General features: G+C 43.4%; 15 protein-coding genes and 2 other annotated features. Of the genes, 6 read left to right on the forward strand and 9 right to left on the reverse strand.

All coding sequences use genetic code 11. The features are described 5' to 3' along the window. Positions 1–21: 21 nt before the first annotated feature. Genes trpD through trpE form a run of 3 tightly spaced genes read right to left on the reverse strand, consistent with a single transcriptional unit; the run spans position 22 to position 3039 of the window. Positions 22–1056, reverse strand: a complete 1035-nt coding sequence (gene trpD, locus IGJ42_RS09950; protein ID WP_430615291.1) for an anthranilate phosphoribosyltransferase — start codon at positions 1054–1056, stop codon at positions 22–24. Beyond that, positions 1056–1652: an aminodeoxychorismate/anthranilate synthase component II gene (locus IGJ42_RS09955; protein WP_430615293.1), complete on the reverse strand. Its 597-nt coding sequence runs from the start codon at positions 1650–1652 to the stop codon at positions 1056–1058. Before IGJ42_RS09955 ends, trpD begins: the two co-directional genes overlap by 1 nt. Further along, the gene (gene trpE / locus IGJ42_RS09960; protein WP_430615295.1) at positions 1633–3039 is read right to left on the reverse strand and encodes an anthranilate synthase component I; all 1407 of its coding nucleotides are present in this window, start codon (positions 3037–3039) and stop codon (positions 1633–1635) included. Before trpE ends, IGJ42_RS09955 begins: the two co-directional genes overlap by 20 nt. Before the next feature lie 58 nt (positions 3040–3097). Further along, positions 3098–3343, reverse strand: a binding site (T-box leader). Positions 3344–3409: 66 nt separating this feature from the next. Then, positions 3410–3622 (reverse strand) — a binding site (T-box leader). An 812-nt stretch (positions 3623–4434) separates the two neighbouring features. Here trpE and IGJ42_RS09965 point away from each other — a divergent pair. Beyond that, complete coding sequence (locus IGJ42_RS09965; protein ID WP_087665207.1) at positions 4435–5886, forward strand: helix-turn-helix domain-containing protein; 1452 nt, start codon at positions 4435–4437, stop codon at positions 5884–5886. Positions 5887–5902: 16 nt separating this feature from the next. Here the strand turns inward: IGJ42_RS09965 and IGJ42_RS09970 are convergent, their stop codons facing one another. Further along, entirely contained in the window at positions 5903–8467 is a 2565-nt protein-coding gene (locus tag IGJ42_RS09970; protein ID WP_430615297.1) for an HAD-IC family P-type ATPase, read from the reverse strand. A gap of 269 nt (positions 8468–8736) precedes the next feature. Between IGJ42_RS09970 and IGJ42_RS09975 the strand changes: the two genes are divergently transcribed. Beyond that, the gene (locus IGJ42_RS09975; RefSeq protein WP_016613408.1) at positions 8737–9075 is read left to right on the forward strand and encodes a RidA family protein; all 339 of its coding nucleotides are present in this window, start codon (positions 8737–8739) and stop codon (positions 9073–9075) included. A 69-nt stretch (positions 9076–9144) separates the two neighbouring features. Here IGJ42_RS09975 and IGJ42_RS09980 read toward each other — a convergent pair whose 3' ends face one another. After that, complete coding sequence (locus IGJ42_RS09980; protein WP_086332474.1) at positions 9145–10311, reverse strand: glycerate kinase family protein; 1167 nt, start codon at positions 10309–10311, stop codon at positions 9145–9147. A gap of 167 nt (positions 10312–10478) precedes the next feature. Between IGJ42_RS09980 and IGJ42_RS09985 the strand changes: the two genes are divergently transcribed. The 4 genes from IGJ42_RS09985 to IGJ42_RS10000 are packed head-to-tail and all read left to right on the forward strand — an operon-like array spanning position 10479 to position 13558. Beyond that, a complete protein-coding gene (locus IGJ42_RS09985; protein WP_086299351.1) occupies positions 10479–11669 on the forward strand; it encodes a helix-turn-helix domain-containing protein in 1191 nt (396 codons plus the stop codon). Further along, positions 11662–11889: a PLD nuclease N-terminal domain-containing protein gene (locus IGJ42_RS09990; RefSeq protein WP_005235274.1), complete on the forward strand. Its 228-nt coding sequence runs from the start codon at positions 11662–11664 to the stop codon at positions 11887–11889. Before IGJ42_RS09985 ends, IGJ42_RS09990 begins: the two co-directional genes overlap by 8 nt. Further along, on the forward strand, positions 11886–12797 hold the full coding sequence (locus IGJ42_RS09995) for an ABC transporter ATP-binding protein (protein WP_086332475.1): 912 nt from the start codon (positions 11886–11888) through the stop codon (positions 12795–12797). The genes IGJ42_RS09990 and IGJ42_RS09995 overlap by 4 nt, the downstream gene beginning before the upstream one ends. Next, complete coding sequence (locus IGJ42_RS10000) at positions 12794–13558, forward strand: ABC transporter permease (protein ID WP_086332476.1); 765 nt, start codon at positions 12794–12796, stop codon at positions 13556–13558. Before IGJ42_RS09995 ends, IGJ42_RS10000 begins: the two co-directional genes overlap by 4 nt. A gap of 52 nt (positions 13559–13610) precedes the next feature. Here IGJ42_RS10000 and IGJ42_RS10005 read toward each other — a convergent pair whose 3' ends face one another. From IGJ42_RS10005 to IGJ42_RS10020, 4 genes are all read right to left on the reverse strand, one after another. Further along, positions 13611–14228 (reverse strand): YitT family protein, encoded by a 618-nt coding sequence (locus tag IGJ42_RS10005; RefSeq protein ID WP_008378566.1) that lies wholly within the window; start codon positions 14226–14228, stop codon positions 13611–13613. A 168-nt stretch (positions 14229–14396) separates the two neighbouring features. After that, positions 14397–14957: an NAD(P)H-binding protein gene (locus IGJ42_RS10010; RefSeq protein ID WP_086332477.1), complete on the reverse strand. Its 561-nt coding sequence runs from the start codon at positions 14955–14957 to the stop codon at positions 14397–14399. A gap of 66 nt (positions 14958–15023) precedes the next feature. Next, a complete protein-coding gene (locus IGJ42_RS10015; protein ID WP_005235261.1) occupies positions 15024–15428 on the reverse strand; it encodes a MerR family transcriptional regulator in 405 nt (134 codons plus the stop codon). Positions 15429–15503: 75 nt separating this feature from the next. Beyond that, positions 15504–16484 carry an aldo/keto reductase gene (locus IGJ42_RS10020; RefSeq protein WP_430615300.1) on the reverse strand — a complete coding sequence of 327 codons (981 nt, stop codon included), beginning with the start codon at positions 16482–16484 and terminating at the stop codon, positions 15504–15506. Positions 16485–16636: the final 152 nt, after the last annotated feature.

Consider the following 16636-nt stretch of genomic DNA (forward strand, 5'->3'; position numbering starts at 1 on the left):
TCCTCCTTACAGCTTTCGTAGTTAATGGCTATTTGACTGACGAATCAGCATCTGCAGTTTGTCGTAGGCCGCGCCCGAAGCGATACACGCTCGTGCCATCGCAAAGCCTTCCGCTAGGGTGGCGGCTTTGCCGTTGGTATAAAAGCCTAACCCTGCATTTAAGACCACTGTCTCTAGATAAACGGAAGGGTGATTTTTCAAAACTGCTGTTAAGATCGCAGCGTTTTGAGCCGCATCTCCGCCGACGATCGCCTCGATCGGTGCTGGCGTAAAGCCATACGCTTGCGGATCCAAAGAAAAATTCGTCACCTTTCGTTCGTGATAAAAACTGATCGCCGTTTCACCTGCCAAATTGGCTTCATCCATCCCATTACATCCATGGATCACCATTGCTCGTTGCCGACCAAGACTGCCTAACGCCTGAGCGGTGTCTACCAAGCTCTCGCCAGCGTAAGTACCGATCAGTTGCGTAGTCAACGGAACAGGATTGATCAAAGGGCCTAATAGATTAAAAATCGTTGGTGTCGCTAATTCTTGCCGTATTTTCATCACTGCTTTCATGCCCGGATGCAACGACGGGGCGAAGAGAAAAGCAATGCCGACTGTCGCTAATAGATCGGCGATTTTTTCTGGTGATGCTTGAATTGCCACCCCCAAGCATGCTAAGACATCGGCACTGCCTGAACGACTAGAGATACTGCGATTGCCGTGTTTTGCCATCGTGATTCCCCCAGCTGCTAAAACGAAGGCAGCCGTAGTAGAGATATTAAAACTATTGGCGTGGTCGCCACCAGTGCCGCAATTGTCCATGGTGTCTCCTCCTTCATAAGGAATGGTCACGGCATGCTCTAACATAATTTCTGCTAAAGCAGTCAATTCGGCAGATGTGATGCCGTTGATCTTCATCGCAACTAATGCTGCGCCCAATTGACTTTCTGAAAACACCCCGCTTAAAATTCCTTGAGCAAAGTGACGCATCTCCTGATAACTTAAATGACGGCCATTAAATAATTGCTGAGTGATTTGTTGCGGCGGCTGCTTTTTTAGTGCTTGCATTAAAGATTCCTCCTTTTTTCATCTTGTGTTTTTTCTGTATTATCCGAGACGAGTTTAAGAAACTGTTCTATGAAAAATACCCCCTCGTTTGTTCCCATTGATTCTGGATGGAATTGGAGTCCTACGATTGGTTTTTCGCGATGCTGAATCGCCATGATGATCCCTTCTGTTTCAGCCAACACCTCAAATTCCGCTGAAAGTGTCGCTGGCTCAATGACAAGCGAGTGATAGCGCATGACAGTCATGTCTCCTAGGTAGGTTTCGAATACGCCTTTTTTCTGATACGTAAGGGTCGATTGCTTGCCGTGCATAATAGCTGGTGCTTGGACCACTTTGGCACCAAACGCTTCACCAATGGCTTGATGACCTAAGCAGATGCCTAAAAGCGGCTTGCTATCATGGTATGTTTTGATCAAAGAAATCATGAATCCTGCCTCTTCGGGACGGCCTGGTCCCGGGGAAAAAATGATGCCATCTGCTTCTTTAGCAACAATAAAAAGCTCTGGATCGTCATTTCGCAAGACGATCGTATCCGCTGGACATTGCTGGACTAAGTTATACGTAAAGGAATCATAATTATCGACGAGTAAAATCATTGGCTGACACCTCCAATAGTGCTTTGGCTTTGTGTAATGTCTCTTGGTATTCAGATGAGGGATCAGAATCATAAACGATCCCCGCCCCTGCTTGGACATAAGCGATCTCGTCTTTCAATACCAATGTCCGAATCCCGATGGCAAAATCCGCTTGATCATTTCGTGAAAAATAACCAACTGCACCAGCATAGACCCCTCTTCGAACAGCTTCCCACTGATAGATGCGAGTCATGGCACGAATCTTTGGTGCCCCGCTGACCGTGCCTGCTGGCAGGGTTGCTTTCAAGGCATCCATTGCCGTCACACCTGCTCTGCGCTTGGCAGCCACTACCGAAACGATGTGCATGACATAGCGGTATTTCTCGATCACCATGTATAAAGGAACATGAACCGTACCATGTTCAGCGATCCGCCCTAAATCATTGCGCCCAAGATCGATCAGCATCTGATGCTCTGCACGTTCTTTTTCATCTGCCAATAGTTCATTTGCCAAAGCTTCGTCTTCTGCTTTGGTTGCACCTCGTTTGCGGGTACCAGCGATCGGATTCGTGGTGATTTCGTCGCCTTGAACGCAAATCAGGCTTTCAGGTGAGCTACCAATCACTTTAAATCCGTGATCGAAATCAAGATAATAGAGATACGCGGAAGGATTTGTCACTCGTAGTTTGCGGTAATAGTCAAAGGGCTCTTGTTTAAATGACGCTTTCAGACGTTGCGAAGGAACGACTTGGAACATGTCTCCCGCCGTAATTCGGGCTTTCGCCTCTTGAACGATCGCTTCATAGGCATGTTGAGTAACATTGCTGGTAAAATGCAGTTTTTCATTTGACAATACACGGGTCTCAGCGGCGACTGGTGTCCTTAACTGCTGCTTCACTGCTTGCATTACCTGCTCCATCTCGACGGTTCCTCTTTGGCTATAGCAATTTTCAAGAATGATCGTTAAAGTTTCCGTCTGATGGTCAAAAACGAGAAAAGTTTCGAAAAGCCAAAAGGCCATATCAGGCACTTGCAATTCATCTGCGGGCAGTTGTCCGATGTCTTCATAGCAAGCGGCGATATCATAGCCCGCATACCCGATAGCCCCACTTTGCAGCGGTAGATTCGGTAAAGCGCTAATTTCCTTTTTGACTACATACCCTTCCATTTCTTTTAAAGGATCCTGACACGGGTACTTGTTGACCGTTTTTTTCAAAAGATCCTCCACTTGAAAAACACCATCCTTAAAGGTCATTTTCTGAACGGGATCAAAGGTAAGGATCGAATAGCGTCCGGTATCTTCTTCTCTGGGAATACTTTCCAATAAACATTTATGCGCCCCTTGAATCCGTAAAAAAACTGAGACAGGTGTCAAACAATCGCTGTTGATTCGTTCCATTCGATACATAAGCTGCTCCTTTCTTTGTAAACAAAAAGCCCTCAAGCAAACGCCATAAAAACGTCTGCTTGAGGGCGAATGATCGCGGTACCACCTCAATTGAAGTTGCCCAAATAAACAACTTCTTCTCTATCAACCGTCTAACAACGGTCTTCCTCTATAACGGGAGTTCCCGCATTTTCCTACTGCCAAAAAAGGGTTCAAAAAATGATCGGCTAAGGCCATTTCCTTGATTTCTTGGTGCCGGACTCTCATCACCGCCGACTTTCTGTAACCAAAAAAGACTCAAGTACTTCTCTTAGTTTGATTTTACGTTTATTTTTTAATTGGTTGAAGGGCAAGAAAAACAAAAAAGCCCTCAGGCAAACAAACTTGTCTGCCTGAGGGCGATTACTCACGGTGCCACCTCAATTGGTTCTCTAGATCGTCTATCAACGATCGTTCTCTGTAACGGGAGTTCCCGGAAAAAGCCTACTGATTTCAGCCTTTCGACACAAAAGTCCATTTCTGAAGCGTCAATCTGCTGATTTGCACCACCATCAGCTCTCTGCAAGACGAACGTCCTCATACTTCTCTTTTGTCTAGTCTTAATGAGTTATTGGTAGCTATATTACGCGGCTTTTGTTGATCTGTCAACAGGAAAAAGCGAATTTTATTTTTTTGACTCCTTTTGACAAAACAAGAAAACATCCTGCAACGGTTTGTCTTAACCAAAATGACGACACATTCTTTAGGCCAAAAATGCCCTTCACTTCTTTCAGATTACTTAATTATAGTTGCTGATCCATTTAAATAATATTTGTTTTTTTATAACCCTTTCGTGAAGATCAAGCTACGAAATATTCGCTATCTTTTACCAAAAAATAGACATTTACCCAAAATTTTCATGACATCATGAAAAAACAGAATTGTTATTCAAAATATTATTCTATATGATTGAACCGGATATAAGAAAGGGTGATTAAATGCACATAGACAAATTATATTTCTCCACCTTTATTTATAAAATGAGCTGCTTAGAATTTACTTACTCTCTCATTCAATCCAATGAGAAAAATGCCGATTTATCAGAGGAAGAACAAGCAGAAATTGAATGGATCATCGACTCTGCTCTCCATCGAAAACTCTACGCCTCTCGCAAAAAGAGTCTTTTTTCCTCAAAAATAAAATTATCGAAAGAAAGTTATTCTTTGTATTTGCGAATGAAGAAATACGAACATATGATAGACCTCTAACCGTTAAAACACATAAAAAACCTCATTCCTTTAGACAGTTACTCAGAAGGATACCCATTCCATCTTTTTTAATAGAAAAACATCATTCGGTGAATTGGAAATAGCAAAACTTGCCTTTTTCGTATAAAATCAAAAAGAACACGAAAGACTCAGAAAGGAAGTTTTTGTCATGGATGGGATGATGAAAAAAATCATTACCGAGAAGGATTTATTACGTCAGATCCTTCTCTTGGAACAACTGGCGAATCACAAAATGATCACTGCCAAGCAACTAGCAAAATTGATCGATACGACGGAACGAACGGTTTTTTCTGATATAACCTATATTCGTCAACAATTACCCGAAGGTTGGCAGATTGAAGCCGCCAGTAATGGCTTTGCTTTGACCCATGATGGGCCATTGTTGATGAGTCAGCTATGGGAAACGTTTTTCCCTCAATCGATCGGTGTTTCTTTAATGAAAGCATTGCTTTTTTCCAGCGAACTTAGCACGCAAGAAATTCTTGGCCAAGCGGGAACTTCCTATGAAACTTTGCGGCGGCATATTACAAAATTAAATAAAAGTTTGACGGATTTTTCCATACGGATTCGCATCACAAATCGCGTGATCCGCTTTGAAGGAAGTGAGATCAATATTCGGGTCTTTTTCCATCGACTTTTACTGCCTTATACCCATAACAATTACTTTTTTGAGGAATATACAATTCATGAGTCCCACTATCAACATTTTTTACAGCGTCTGGGCAAAGATAAACTCCAAATCGACGTAGAACAAATCTTCGGTACTTGCTGGTTTTTTATCAATACAATCCGTATCAAGGCCAATTGCCGCATGGATTCCTTCGAATTTAATGGGGATGATCCCCTCTACGGTCTTTTCCAACAGCCATTAAGTTATCTCTACCAAAAAGAAGGCGTATATTTAGAATGCAGCGAACACTTCTTTAGCTTCTACTGTTTTTTAGAAAGCTGGAACTACAATAACGATTGGTCCCAAACGATTCAAGCGACTCTTGAAACGTATCAAACCATTCACGATAAAACGACCCATTTTGTCGAACAATTAGCCCGCTCGTTGCAGCTACCTCTCGCTAGCGGGACGCAGCTGATTGAGAATCTGTTGCTGCTCTTGATCAAAACGCAAGAGTCTGCCAAACTCTCAGAATGGTTTGGGTTAGAATTTCACGAGATCCAGCGCTTGAATCAGCCCTATTCGCTACCGATAGAAGCAACGATCCATGACTTTTTAGAAGAACAGACAAACAGTCAAAGGGAAACGAGTTTTCCTTTATGGTCAACCACCACCTTGTTGATCCAACAGGCTATTTTACAAATCAACCCTATCCGGGCAAAGGGATACTTTATCTTTCAAGGGGAGCCAGCATGGAAAGCTTACCTTATGCAAGAATTGAATGACTTTCTCGGAGCACGTATTCTACTATCGGCGATCGAACCAGGTCAACTAGAAGGGCTATCGGCAACCGACGTTGATTTTGTTTTGTCAAACTTCCCATTAGATGATGCCCCTGTCCCAGTCTTTTATTTATCGATGGTACCGACCAAAAATGAGCTCAATCAAGTGACTGAGCTCATTCAAACCTATTATTTAAGTTATCACTAGAATCATCAAGCTGCCTTTATTGTTTCACTGGGGCAGCTTTTTGACGTCCTTGCAGCTTGTTTGTAATAAATTTCTCACCTTCGACGACTGTGAAAAGAAGTGCCCCGTTGGCTGCAATACTCAACTGCTGCATCAGCGTCAAAGAACCAATCCCTAAAAGCTGGTGTCCGATAGGTGTTAGGAAAATCGCTGCCTGCAATACAATCAGTAGTGCCAGGGAGACTAAGAGTGCTTTATTGGCAAAGAGTTGGCGATTCAACGCCGGCTTTACCAGCTCACGACAGTTCAGTAAGTAGACTGCTTGAGCAAAGACGATACTTTGCAGTAGCATGCTTTGTTGAAGGACCGTTCCTTCAAACTGAATCGCTAAGACGTAGGAAGGAATCATGATTAACAGCGAGACATAGAAGATGCGGAACAGACTGTACCAAGATAAGATACCTTCTTTGATTGGCCGTGGTGGTCGATTCATGACATCCGCACTTGCCTTCTCAAAACCGAGTGCGTAAGAAAGCGTGATGGTTGTCACCATATTTACCCATAAAATTTGTACAGGTGTCAGTGGCAGTGGTCGGTTCAACAAGAGTGCCGCAATAACGATCAATCCTTGTGCAACAGCCGTTGGTAAGAAGAAGTTGATGGTTTTCTTCAAATTATCGTAGATCCGTCGACCCACTCGGACGGCATTGGCGATCGTATGAAAATTATCGTCTGCCAAAACCATATCGGCTGCTTGCTTGGTTACTTCACTGCCTTTGATCCCCATAGCGATCCCAATGTCGGCTTTTTTCAGCGCTGGTGCATCGTTTACACCATCGCCGGTCATTCCGACAATCTCTTCATTCGCCTGCAAAGCACTAACGATCCGTAATTTATGCTCTGGGGTCGTTCGAGCAAAGATATCTGTCTTTTGGACTGCTTGCTGCAACTCCTCCTCAGACAGCAGATCGATTTCCAGCCCTTCCAACACGTGATTCGTGTGCTTCAATCCAATTTGCTTGCCGATAGCTTGAGCGGTCTTGCCATGATCTCCTGTGATCATTTTGACTTGGATGCCCGCTTGCAAGCACTCTTTTACCGCTTTGATGGCACTGTCTTTCGGAGGATCAATGATGCCAGCGATCCCAACAAAGGTTAAATTGATGAGTGCTTCGTGGGACAAGGACTCCTGTGCCGACAGCGTCAGATGCGCAAAGCCGATCAGTCGCTGCCCTTTCGCTGCTAATTTTGCACTTTCATCTAACCACCATTGCTTTTGATCTGAAGTCAGTTGGCTTTTCTCAAGCAACACTTCGGGCGCACCTTTGACAAACACTACCGAGTCATTCGGCTCTTCTTGATTTTGATGGCGTGTTGCCATGTACTTGTAAGAGGAACTAAAAGGAATTTTATCGACTGTTTTACGCAATGGTTGCTGCGCTAATTCTGCGTATTGTAACAAGGCTTTTTCGGTTGGGTTTCCAACGAGTTCAGCCGCCTTTTGTCCTTCGTCTTGCTTCAAATCTTGACAATTTGCCATGATATCAAGCACCGTTGCTTTATCCACGATTGACTCAACTAAGACATCGACGACCGTCATTTCATTTTTGGTCAAGGTTCCTGTTTTGTCTGAACAAATCACCGTCATGGCACCTAGTGTCTCCACTGATGGCATCGTTTTGATGATTGCTTGCTCCTCAGACATTTCCTTGACACCCATCGATAAAATCATGGTCAGCACGGCTGGCAAGCCCTCAGGAATCATTGCTACAACTAATGCGATACCTGATGAGAACAAGAGATCAAGATCAAAGCCGTAGCGGAAGGTAGTAAAGAAGATCAAGAAAATCACTAATCCGATAATGCCTTTAAAGATTTGGTGATTCAATTGCTTCATTTTTTTGATCAACGGGGTTTCTTGCGCTTTCACAGACTGAATTGCTTGATTGATCTGGCCGATTTGTGTATCGTCTCCTGTTTCAACGACGATCCCGCTGGCAGTTCCGCTTTCTACATGGGTACCAGAAAACGCCATGTTCCGCTGGTCACCAATCGTACTTTCTTGAGTAATGGGTTCGGTCATTTTTTGAACTGGCTCAGATTCGCCGGTTAAGATAGACTCTTCAATCACAAGATCATGGGTTTCGATCAAGCGCATATCTGCTGGTACGACATCTCCTGGTCCTAAAACGACTAAATCTCCGTTTACTAAGGAAGAAACAGCAATTTTCTTCTTGCGGCCATGAACATAAATTGTTGCTTCTTGCCCCATGAATTGCTTCAACCCATCCAGTGACTCTTGGGCTTTACGCTCTTGCCAGTAGCCGACTAATCCATTGATGACGACGACCGCCATAATAATGCCGCTTTCGATATAATCACCCGAAACCCCTTTTAAGACGGCTGCGACGATTAAGACCAACATCAGTAAGTCTGTAAAATGCTTGCCGACTTTCTTCCATGTAGGGATCTGCGCAGCCTCAGTAATTTTATTTTCACCTTGCTTTGCTAAACGCTGGTTGCGTTCTTCGGAGGAAAGGCCCTGCCGTGTTGTTTGCAACGTATGTAATAGTTCTTCTGTTGTGTTTTTGTACCAATTCATATTTTTTTCCTCCTTGTTTATTTATTTGATCTGAACATAGTATAAGACATTAAAACCATAAAATTCTGGCGATAATTTCAGTGGAGCCTGAAAAAAATGAGTGTTTTTATTAAAGGGGAAGGGCGGCTTCGTCCCGTGGTTTCACAAAACCAACAGAAAACGTTTGTTGATTGTTTTTGCAGGTGTAATCAAGTAAACTAAGACACACCCAATCAATTGCTATCTGTCCCCATCATCCAAAGGTAAGATAGAAGAAAGGAGCCAAATTAATGGCAATCTATACCGATACAAAAATCGCGCAAGGACCTTTTCTTTTCATTTCTGGTCAAACGCCGTCACAAGACGGAGCCACACCTGAGGACCCGCAAGAGCAAACAGCCATCGTTTTGAAGAAAATCGAAGAGCATTTATCAGCCAATCAACTGTCTTGGTCATCAGTGGTCAAAATGACCGTCTTTTTAACGGATGCTGCTTACTTAGCTGCTGTCCGTACGGCATTCACAACCATTTTGGCAGAAAACAAACCGGCCATGAGTCTCGTCATCGTTGCCGGCTTGGTTGCCCCTGAATTTAAAGTGGAGATTGAAGCACAAGCCACCTTGGCTTAAAAAGGCGCAACACCAAAAAACTTCGTACTGGCGATTGCCTTCCCTACGAAGTTTTTTGGTGTTTGCTTCTTATTTGGTTGGAAAATCAGTGACTTCTGAAGGAGCTGATCCGGTCTTTTTTTGCCACTGCTCCACAAAGCCGGCGATGGCTTGAGCAATCTGTTGAGCATTAATCAAGGTTCGCTTTTTTTCCATCGCTTCTGCCAAGGAAACTGGTCCTTGTTGGATACTGAAGACTGTTGGAAGCAATTGCGACAGTTCACCGAGACGTTCGGTTCGGGAGCCACAGATTGCAACAATTGGGAGTTGGCGTTTTTGAGCGATCAAAGCGACACCGTAGGGTACTTTCCCCCTAGCTGTTTGGCCATCGATACGACCTTCACCGGTGATCAATAAGTCTGCTCCTTTGATTTTTTCCTCAAATCCAATCAAGGAAGCAATCGTCGAAAATCCCGGAACCAACTGACCACCTGCCAAATAAACCGCACCACCAAGGCCCCCAGCTGCACCAGAACCAGGGACTTCCAAATCGATCCCCGTGGTCCGCTTGATGTGTTCAGCCAAACGCTTTGCTTGTTGATCCAACTGCTGGATCGTTTCTTTGGTTGCCCCTTTCTGTGAACCAAAAACTGACGCAAATCCTTGTTCACCTGAATAAGGATTTGTTACATCGGCTAAAGCAAACAGGTCAATTTGTGCAAGCAGAGGGTTCAACTGGCTGAGCTCCAGAGATTCTGCCTGCAGCAAAGGATTGTTTTCCATTCGCTCGTTTCTTTGAATGGTTGCTCCTAACGCAAGTAAAAAGCCTACGCCCCCATCAGAAGTGCCGCTACCGCCAAGGGTCAGGTAAATCTTTTTCACTCCTTGTCTGCAAGCTGCTAAGACCATTTGGCCTAAACCAAAAGAAGAGCTATTGCGGGTGGTCTCGTCACTAGGTTCCACGAGTTGCAATCCGATCACTTCCGCAGATTCAATCAAAGCGATTTTTTCTTCATTGATTTTTGTGACCAACATACGGGCTTGCAACTTACCACCTAATGGGTCGGTCACTGGAACCGTTTCGTAATTGCCTCCAAACGCAGCAAAGACTGCTGCTATTGAGCCTTCTCCCCCATCAGCGATGGGAATACTACATTTTTCCCACTGGTCTGAAAACCCGCTTAAGACCGCTTGATTTAATTCTGCGGAAGTGGCGCTTCCTTTGAAGGAATCAATCGCTGCTACAATTTTCATCATTCTGCCTCTCCTTCTAGATCATCTCTTTGTCAGAGATGGGGGCACCTACGTTAATAATCAACCTATGGTTAATCAAATCAACCAAAAGTTAACTAGTAATCCATTGTAAGTTATCCCTTCTCCTCTTATGATAGAAGTATATCAAACAAACCTATCGGAGGTGTACTATGGACTTACCAATTGGCGAGGAAATCGCCCGGAGAAGAAAACACAGAGGCGTTACGCAGCAAGAATTAGCAGCATTTATGAACGTGTCAAAAGCATCCGTTTCAAAATGGGAAACGGGACAGACGTATCCAGATATCACTTCACTGCCCTTATTAGCGGCGTATTTTGATTGCAGCGTCGATGAATTATTGATTTTAGATTCGCAGCTATCACCTAAAGAGATCCAGCGAATCTACCAATTATTAAAAGACGCCTTCCAAACAAAAACACCAACGGAAGTTCTCGCTCTTGCTCAAAGTTTTACCAAACGGTATTACTCTTGTTATCCATTCTTATTACAAATGGGGTCCTTTTACTTGAATCATTGGGATCTGTTGCCGGATGTCCCCGTAGAAGGCGTCCCGAAAGGGCAAACTTACGAAGACGCTTTGATGGAAGCAAAGAAAAATACCTATTTGAAGGAAGCAGAAACCCTGTACCAACGGATCATGGACCAAGGAGACAGTGAGCTGGCACAACAAGCGAAACAGATCGATGCTTATTGTCTTCTGATGAGAAACAAGCCAGAAGAAGTCTTGGCGATCCTTGGCACGAAAACTCTCTCTTTTTTACCTAGCGAACCGTTGATTGCCGCAGCATTTCAGCAAAACAATCAGTTGCAACAAGCTGAGATCGTTACGCAAAGTGCGATTTACCAGTACTTAATTATTTTTATGAGTTTGCTAACGAATTATTTAGCAATGCTCACACAAGACGAGGAGCAACTGGAAAAAACCTATGCACGTGGACTGGCACTCAGCGAGAGCTTCCAACTGGCCGAATTGCATCCCCTCTCTTTACTGAATTTTCTAGCCGCTGGGATGGTTTCGTTTGCTGCTTTAGGAAAAGAAAGCTTATTGTTACAAGCATTAACGCTGTATGTCAAAACATTAGAAGCTACTCCAGAGGAAATCGTTTTGAAAGGAGATGATTATTTCAACAGCATCGATGAGTGGATCAGTGAATTAGAATTAGGGAGTCAGATCCCGCGTAACTCAGGTAGTGTCAAAAAACAATTTCTTGCAATAGCACAGCTGACACCCTTGTTTGAACCGTATCAAGAAAAACCCCCATTTAAAGAGTTGTTTCAGCGCTTGAGCAATCTGGCTGAACAAGTATCTAATTCGCAAAGGAGTGACTCACATGAATAGTTTTTCACTAAACGTACCAGAAAATATATCTGATTATTTGCCCATACTGATCCCTCTGATTCTTTTGCAATTGATCTTGATCGTTTTGGCAGTTCGAGATATTTTAAAACAAGAACAATTTAAGTTCGGCTCTCGTATTCTTTGGCTCTTCATCGCCTGTTTTGTTAGCCTGATCGGTCCTATCCTTTATTTTGCTTTTGGAAAAGGGGATCAACAATGAAGATGATCGAGATCAATCACTTATCCAAACGTTTTGGGCATAAACAAGTGCTACAAGACCTATCCTTTTCGGTCCCCAAAGGGAGTGTCGTGGGATTTGTAGGGGAAAACGGCGCCGGCAAAACAACCACCATGAAAGCGATTTTAGGGTTACTCCCTATTGATGAAGGCGAAATCACTGTCTGTGGCGAACCAGTACAATTTGGCTCAACCAAGACCAATCGCTGGATCGGCTATTTACCAGATTTGCCGCAGTTTTACTCTTTTATGACAGCTGTAGAATATTTGACTTTCTGCGGAAAAATTCAGCCAAATAAAGAATCTTTTCAGCCTCAGCGAGTGATGGAAGTCTTAGAGTTGGTAGGCCTGAAAGCTTCGAAACAAAAAATCGCTGGCTTTTCTCGCGGCATGAAGCAACGTCTAGGGTTAGCCCAAGCTCTGATCAACCGCCCCGCCATCTTGATTTGTGATGAACCAACATCCGCACTAGACCCTCTAGGACGCAAAGCATTTCTTGATGTATTGGAAAAAATCAAAGAAGAAACGACAGTGCTTTTTTCCTCTCATATTCTCGCAGATGTCGAACAGCTGTCAGATTATATTGCGATTTTGCACAAAGGTCAGATCCGTGCGTTCGAAACGATGGATTCCTTAAAAAACCGTTATCGAAAAACCGTCTTTGGGATTGTCTTTACCGACGAAGGTGACCATTTAAAATTTGCCAAAGTGTTAGCAATCCACGGCATATCGGCAAAAAGAAAGAACAATCAATTACTGATCGATGAACAAACTGGAACCAATATCGGTTCACAGCTGCTACAATTGCTGAACGAACAACACATTGTCCCAGAATCCTTTCAAAGAATCGAACCATCGTTAGAGTCGATTTATTTGGAGGTGATCAAATGAATGCGTTTCTTGTTTTCTTAAAGAAAGAGTTTCTCGGCGGTCTTCGCAGCAAAAAACTACTGATTTGCTTGATCCTGTTTGCCCTGATTGGTATGCTTTCTCCCTTTACTGCCAAAATCATGCCAGATCTGATGGCCAGTATGATGCCGGAATCGATTGAAATCACGATTGCTGATCCGACATCGATCGATGCGTGGCTTCAGTTTTACAGCAACATCGGCACGATTGGCCTGCTAGTATTTGTGATTCTTTTTACCGATACGCTCTCAGCCGAAATAAATCAGGGTACCTTTATTCAGCTGATCACCAGAGGCTTACCAAAAACCACGATCGTCATAGCAAAAGCTTGCTATTTAATGATTCTTTGGTCTTTGAGTTACCTCCTAAGTGCCAGTGTCAGTGCTTTTTATACGATGATTTATTTCGATGATTCCAGTGCTGCTCAAGTCCCTAGCGCTTTGGTCAGCTATTGGCTTTTCGGTTTACTAGCAATCAGCATCCTGCTGCTAGGTTCCAGCTTTGCTAAAAGTATCTATCAAGGTTTGTTGTTTATTGGCGTCTGTTATCTGATGGGCATGTTAGGCAACCTATGGAGTCAAGTAACAAACTGGAATCCATATTCCCTTTCCAGCCAATTTCCTAACTACTTAACCGACCAAATCAAACTAGGGGAACTGCTGCCAGCACTGTTGTTAACTTGCTTTTTGATCATCGCTTGTTTGACTGGTTCCATAGCTGTTCTAAGAAAAAGAAAATATTAAAAAACATCGGTGCAGATTTTTTGCACCGATGTTTTGCTTCTGATATGTTACTCTATTTTGCTGTTCCTTGGACTTTCACAGATTTCTTGGCCTGCATTTTTTGTTCGATTCTCATGAAGAGCCGCATGAAGAAGGCAATCAAGTAGATTGAAAAGGCAGAAATAAGTGCTTCTTGCCAAGAAAAGATCAGAAGGTTCAATAAGATGATGATCAAATTGGTCAAGAAAACCCCACTAGATCTGCGAATGCCATAGTATTTTTCCAAAATTAGTGGCGGAATCGTCACGCCGCCATTAGACGCACCAATTTTGTAGAGCGAAAAGATGCCGAAGCTAAAGAAGAAACTACCTAAAATCAATGAGATGGAATAAAAGCGCAGCAGCATAATTTCTGGTAAAAGTGCTAGAAGAACGGGAAATGCCAAACTACCGATAACTGTATTGACAAAGACCTCTCGTTTCAAAAGTAAAAACGCAAGGGCCAGCATCAATAAATTTATACCCCAGACAACGATATGGCGATTGATCGACCAGCCAGTTTCGATGAGGTAGCCAATCGACCCGACACCGGCAGAAGCAATGCTGTGAGGTAAAAGGAAGAAGTTTAATGCGATGCAGATCCATAGCACCCCAAGCAATAAAGCAAGATTTTTTTTGATAAGTGTTTCCATCAACGTTCTCCTTTCGATCTGGCAACTATTTTTATGTATAAAAGCTTCTGTCTATTCTATCAAAAAAATCGTAAAAGAAAGAACCAATTTTTTCATGAAAACATGAAAAAATTGATTCTGACCTTCAAGAAAGTATTCTGCTATTTTTTCATTCCTTTAAGATTGCTGTTAAGCTGCACAGCAATCACAAGCGGAAAGGATTTCTTCTACAACAGATTCCCGCCATGCTCTTCTATTCGCCATACGTTTCTTCTCTGACGGCAAATGAACAAAGTAAACCGACAATTCTGATCCTTTAATCAATTGATAGGACATCAAGCGATTTTTTTGCTGCAAAAGCAGCTGATGCTTTTTCGGGGAAAGGGAAAGATCAGTTGCGGACACCAATTGCTTTAATGCCTCTGAATGACAAAGGTTTCTTTCTGGTGCGACACTGATCAATTGGCTGACCTCTGCTAATTTCATCGCCTCGATCACCCGCAGCGTTGCCCGCGGATCATGGATATCCGTCAAAAAAACCGACTGGCAACCTTGCAATGCCCGAACGAGTCGCCCTAAATCGAGAAAGTCACCATCAATGATCGTCTCACGCGCAGCATCAATCTGTTGCAAACGCTCCGTTGCCTGGCGGGCATAGAGTACTAGGGAGAAATTGGTTCTTTCTAAAAGTGTTTGGCGTGTCAGCTGCCCAATCGTTCCAGCAGCACCTAAAATCGCAAGTCGTTTCATAAGCTTCCTTTCTATTGGATTCCATTGAGCAGAACGTTTCAATTTCCATAGTAGCGAATTCAGTCATTAAGACTTAGTGACCAAATTGGCTTTTCGTTGACGCAATCGTTCTTCTGTCGGCAGAACATGCTCGTCGTAATGTTCTAGTTTGTATTCTAAACGTTCAACAGCTTCCGTCATATCTGAGATTTTCTCCCTGAGTACCGCAATTTGTTCTGCTAAGAGCTGCTTGCGCTCAGGAACCGTCCCTCGCCCTTCTTCAAATAAAGCCAGGTAATGACTCAACCCATCAATCGATAGTCCAGCATTACGCATTTGCCTAGTAAAGGTGATCCATTTTAAGTCGTCATCATCAAATTCACGAACACCGTTTTTATTGCGTTTGACCGGCGGAATCAGCCCAATTTTTTCATAGTAACGGATGGTATCAGCTGAGACACCGCTCAGTTCACTGACTTTTTTGATATTCATGGCTTCACTTCCTTGTTTTGCATTTTTTCCTAGATCGTTTTGTATGCTACGAGCCAGAAGCCCTTTTGTTACTCGTTATTCCGCTCCTACCACTGCATGAGGCAAGTAAGGCTCTTCCAAATAAGCAATCTCTTCGGCAGTCAGCTTTAGATCAAGGGCAGGTAAAGCATCCAATAAGTGGCTTTCTTTTGTTGCGCCAATAATTGGTGCGACCACTTGTTCTTTTTGCAATAACCAAGCCAAGGCGATTTGCGACCGTTTGCTTTGGTGATGGTCAGCGATCTTTGCGACTCGTGCCACGATCTCCCGGTCTTGTTCCATCGTTTTGTCGTACTTTTGATTGGCGGTTTTATCCGTTAAGTACCGTTTGGTCTCTGCACCCCAATCTCTTGTTAAACGTCCAGCAGCCAAAGGACTATATGGCGTCACGGCAATTTTTTGATCGGCACACAAGGGCATCATTTCTCGCTCTTCTTCTCGATAAAGCAAGTTTAAGTGATTTTGCATCGAAACAAATTTGGTCCAGCCATTTTTCTCTGCAACTGCTTGTGCTTTGGCAAATTGCCAAGCGTACATCGCGGATGCACCAATATAGCGCACTTTTCCAGAAACCACCAAATCATGTAAGGCCTTCATGGTTTCTTCAATTGGCGTGTGGTAATCCCAACGATGGATGATATACAAATCAATGTAGTCCATTTGTAGGCGTTTTAAGCTTTGTTCGACTTGATAAAAGATCGCTTTTCGAGACAGCCCTCCACTGTTTGGCCGTTGCTTCATTTTTGAATACAGTTTTGTGGCAACCACGATCTCATCCCGCGGAGCAAAATCATTCAATGCTCGACCGACGATTTCTTCGCTCGCTCCATAAGAATAGACATTTGCCGTATCAAAAAAGTTAATGCCTAGATCCAAGGCTTTTTTGATGACTTCGCGACTATCTGCTTCTTCTAACACCCACTCATGAAAGCCACTATTGGGATCGCCAAATCCCATTGTCCCTAAACATAATGGTGACACATCAAGTCCCGTATTGCCAAATTTTACATAGTTCATTTGCTCGTCCTCCTGTTTTTTAAGTTACACTAAGCATACAGGTTGAAGTGCACTCTAAGTCAAGCGAATCAGCAAACTTTTTTTCATTTTACTCGCAAATGACTCATAATGACATGCTTTTTGTCGTGCGTTTCATTTCGAATCAGCTTTTG

Origin of the sequence: Enterococcus sp. DIV1067f (assembly GCF_050543505.1) — a bacterium.
Lineage (GTDB): Bacteria > Bacillota > Bacilli > Lactobacillales > Enterococcaceae > Enterococcus_D > Enterococcus_D entomosocium.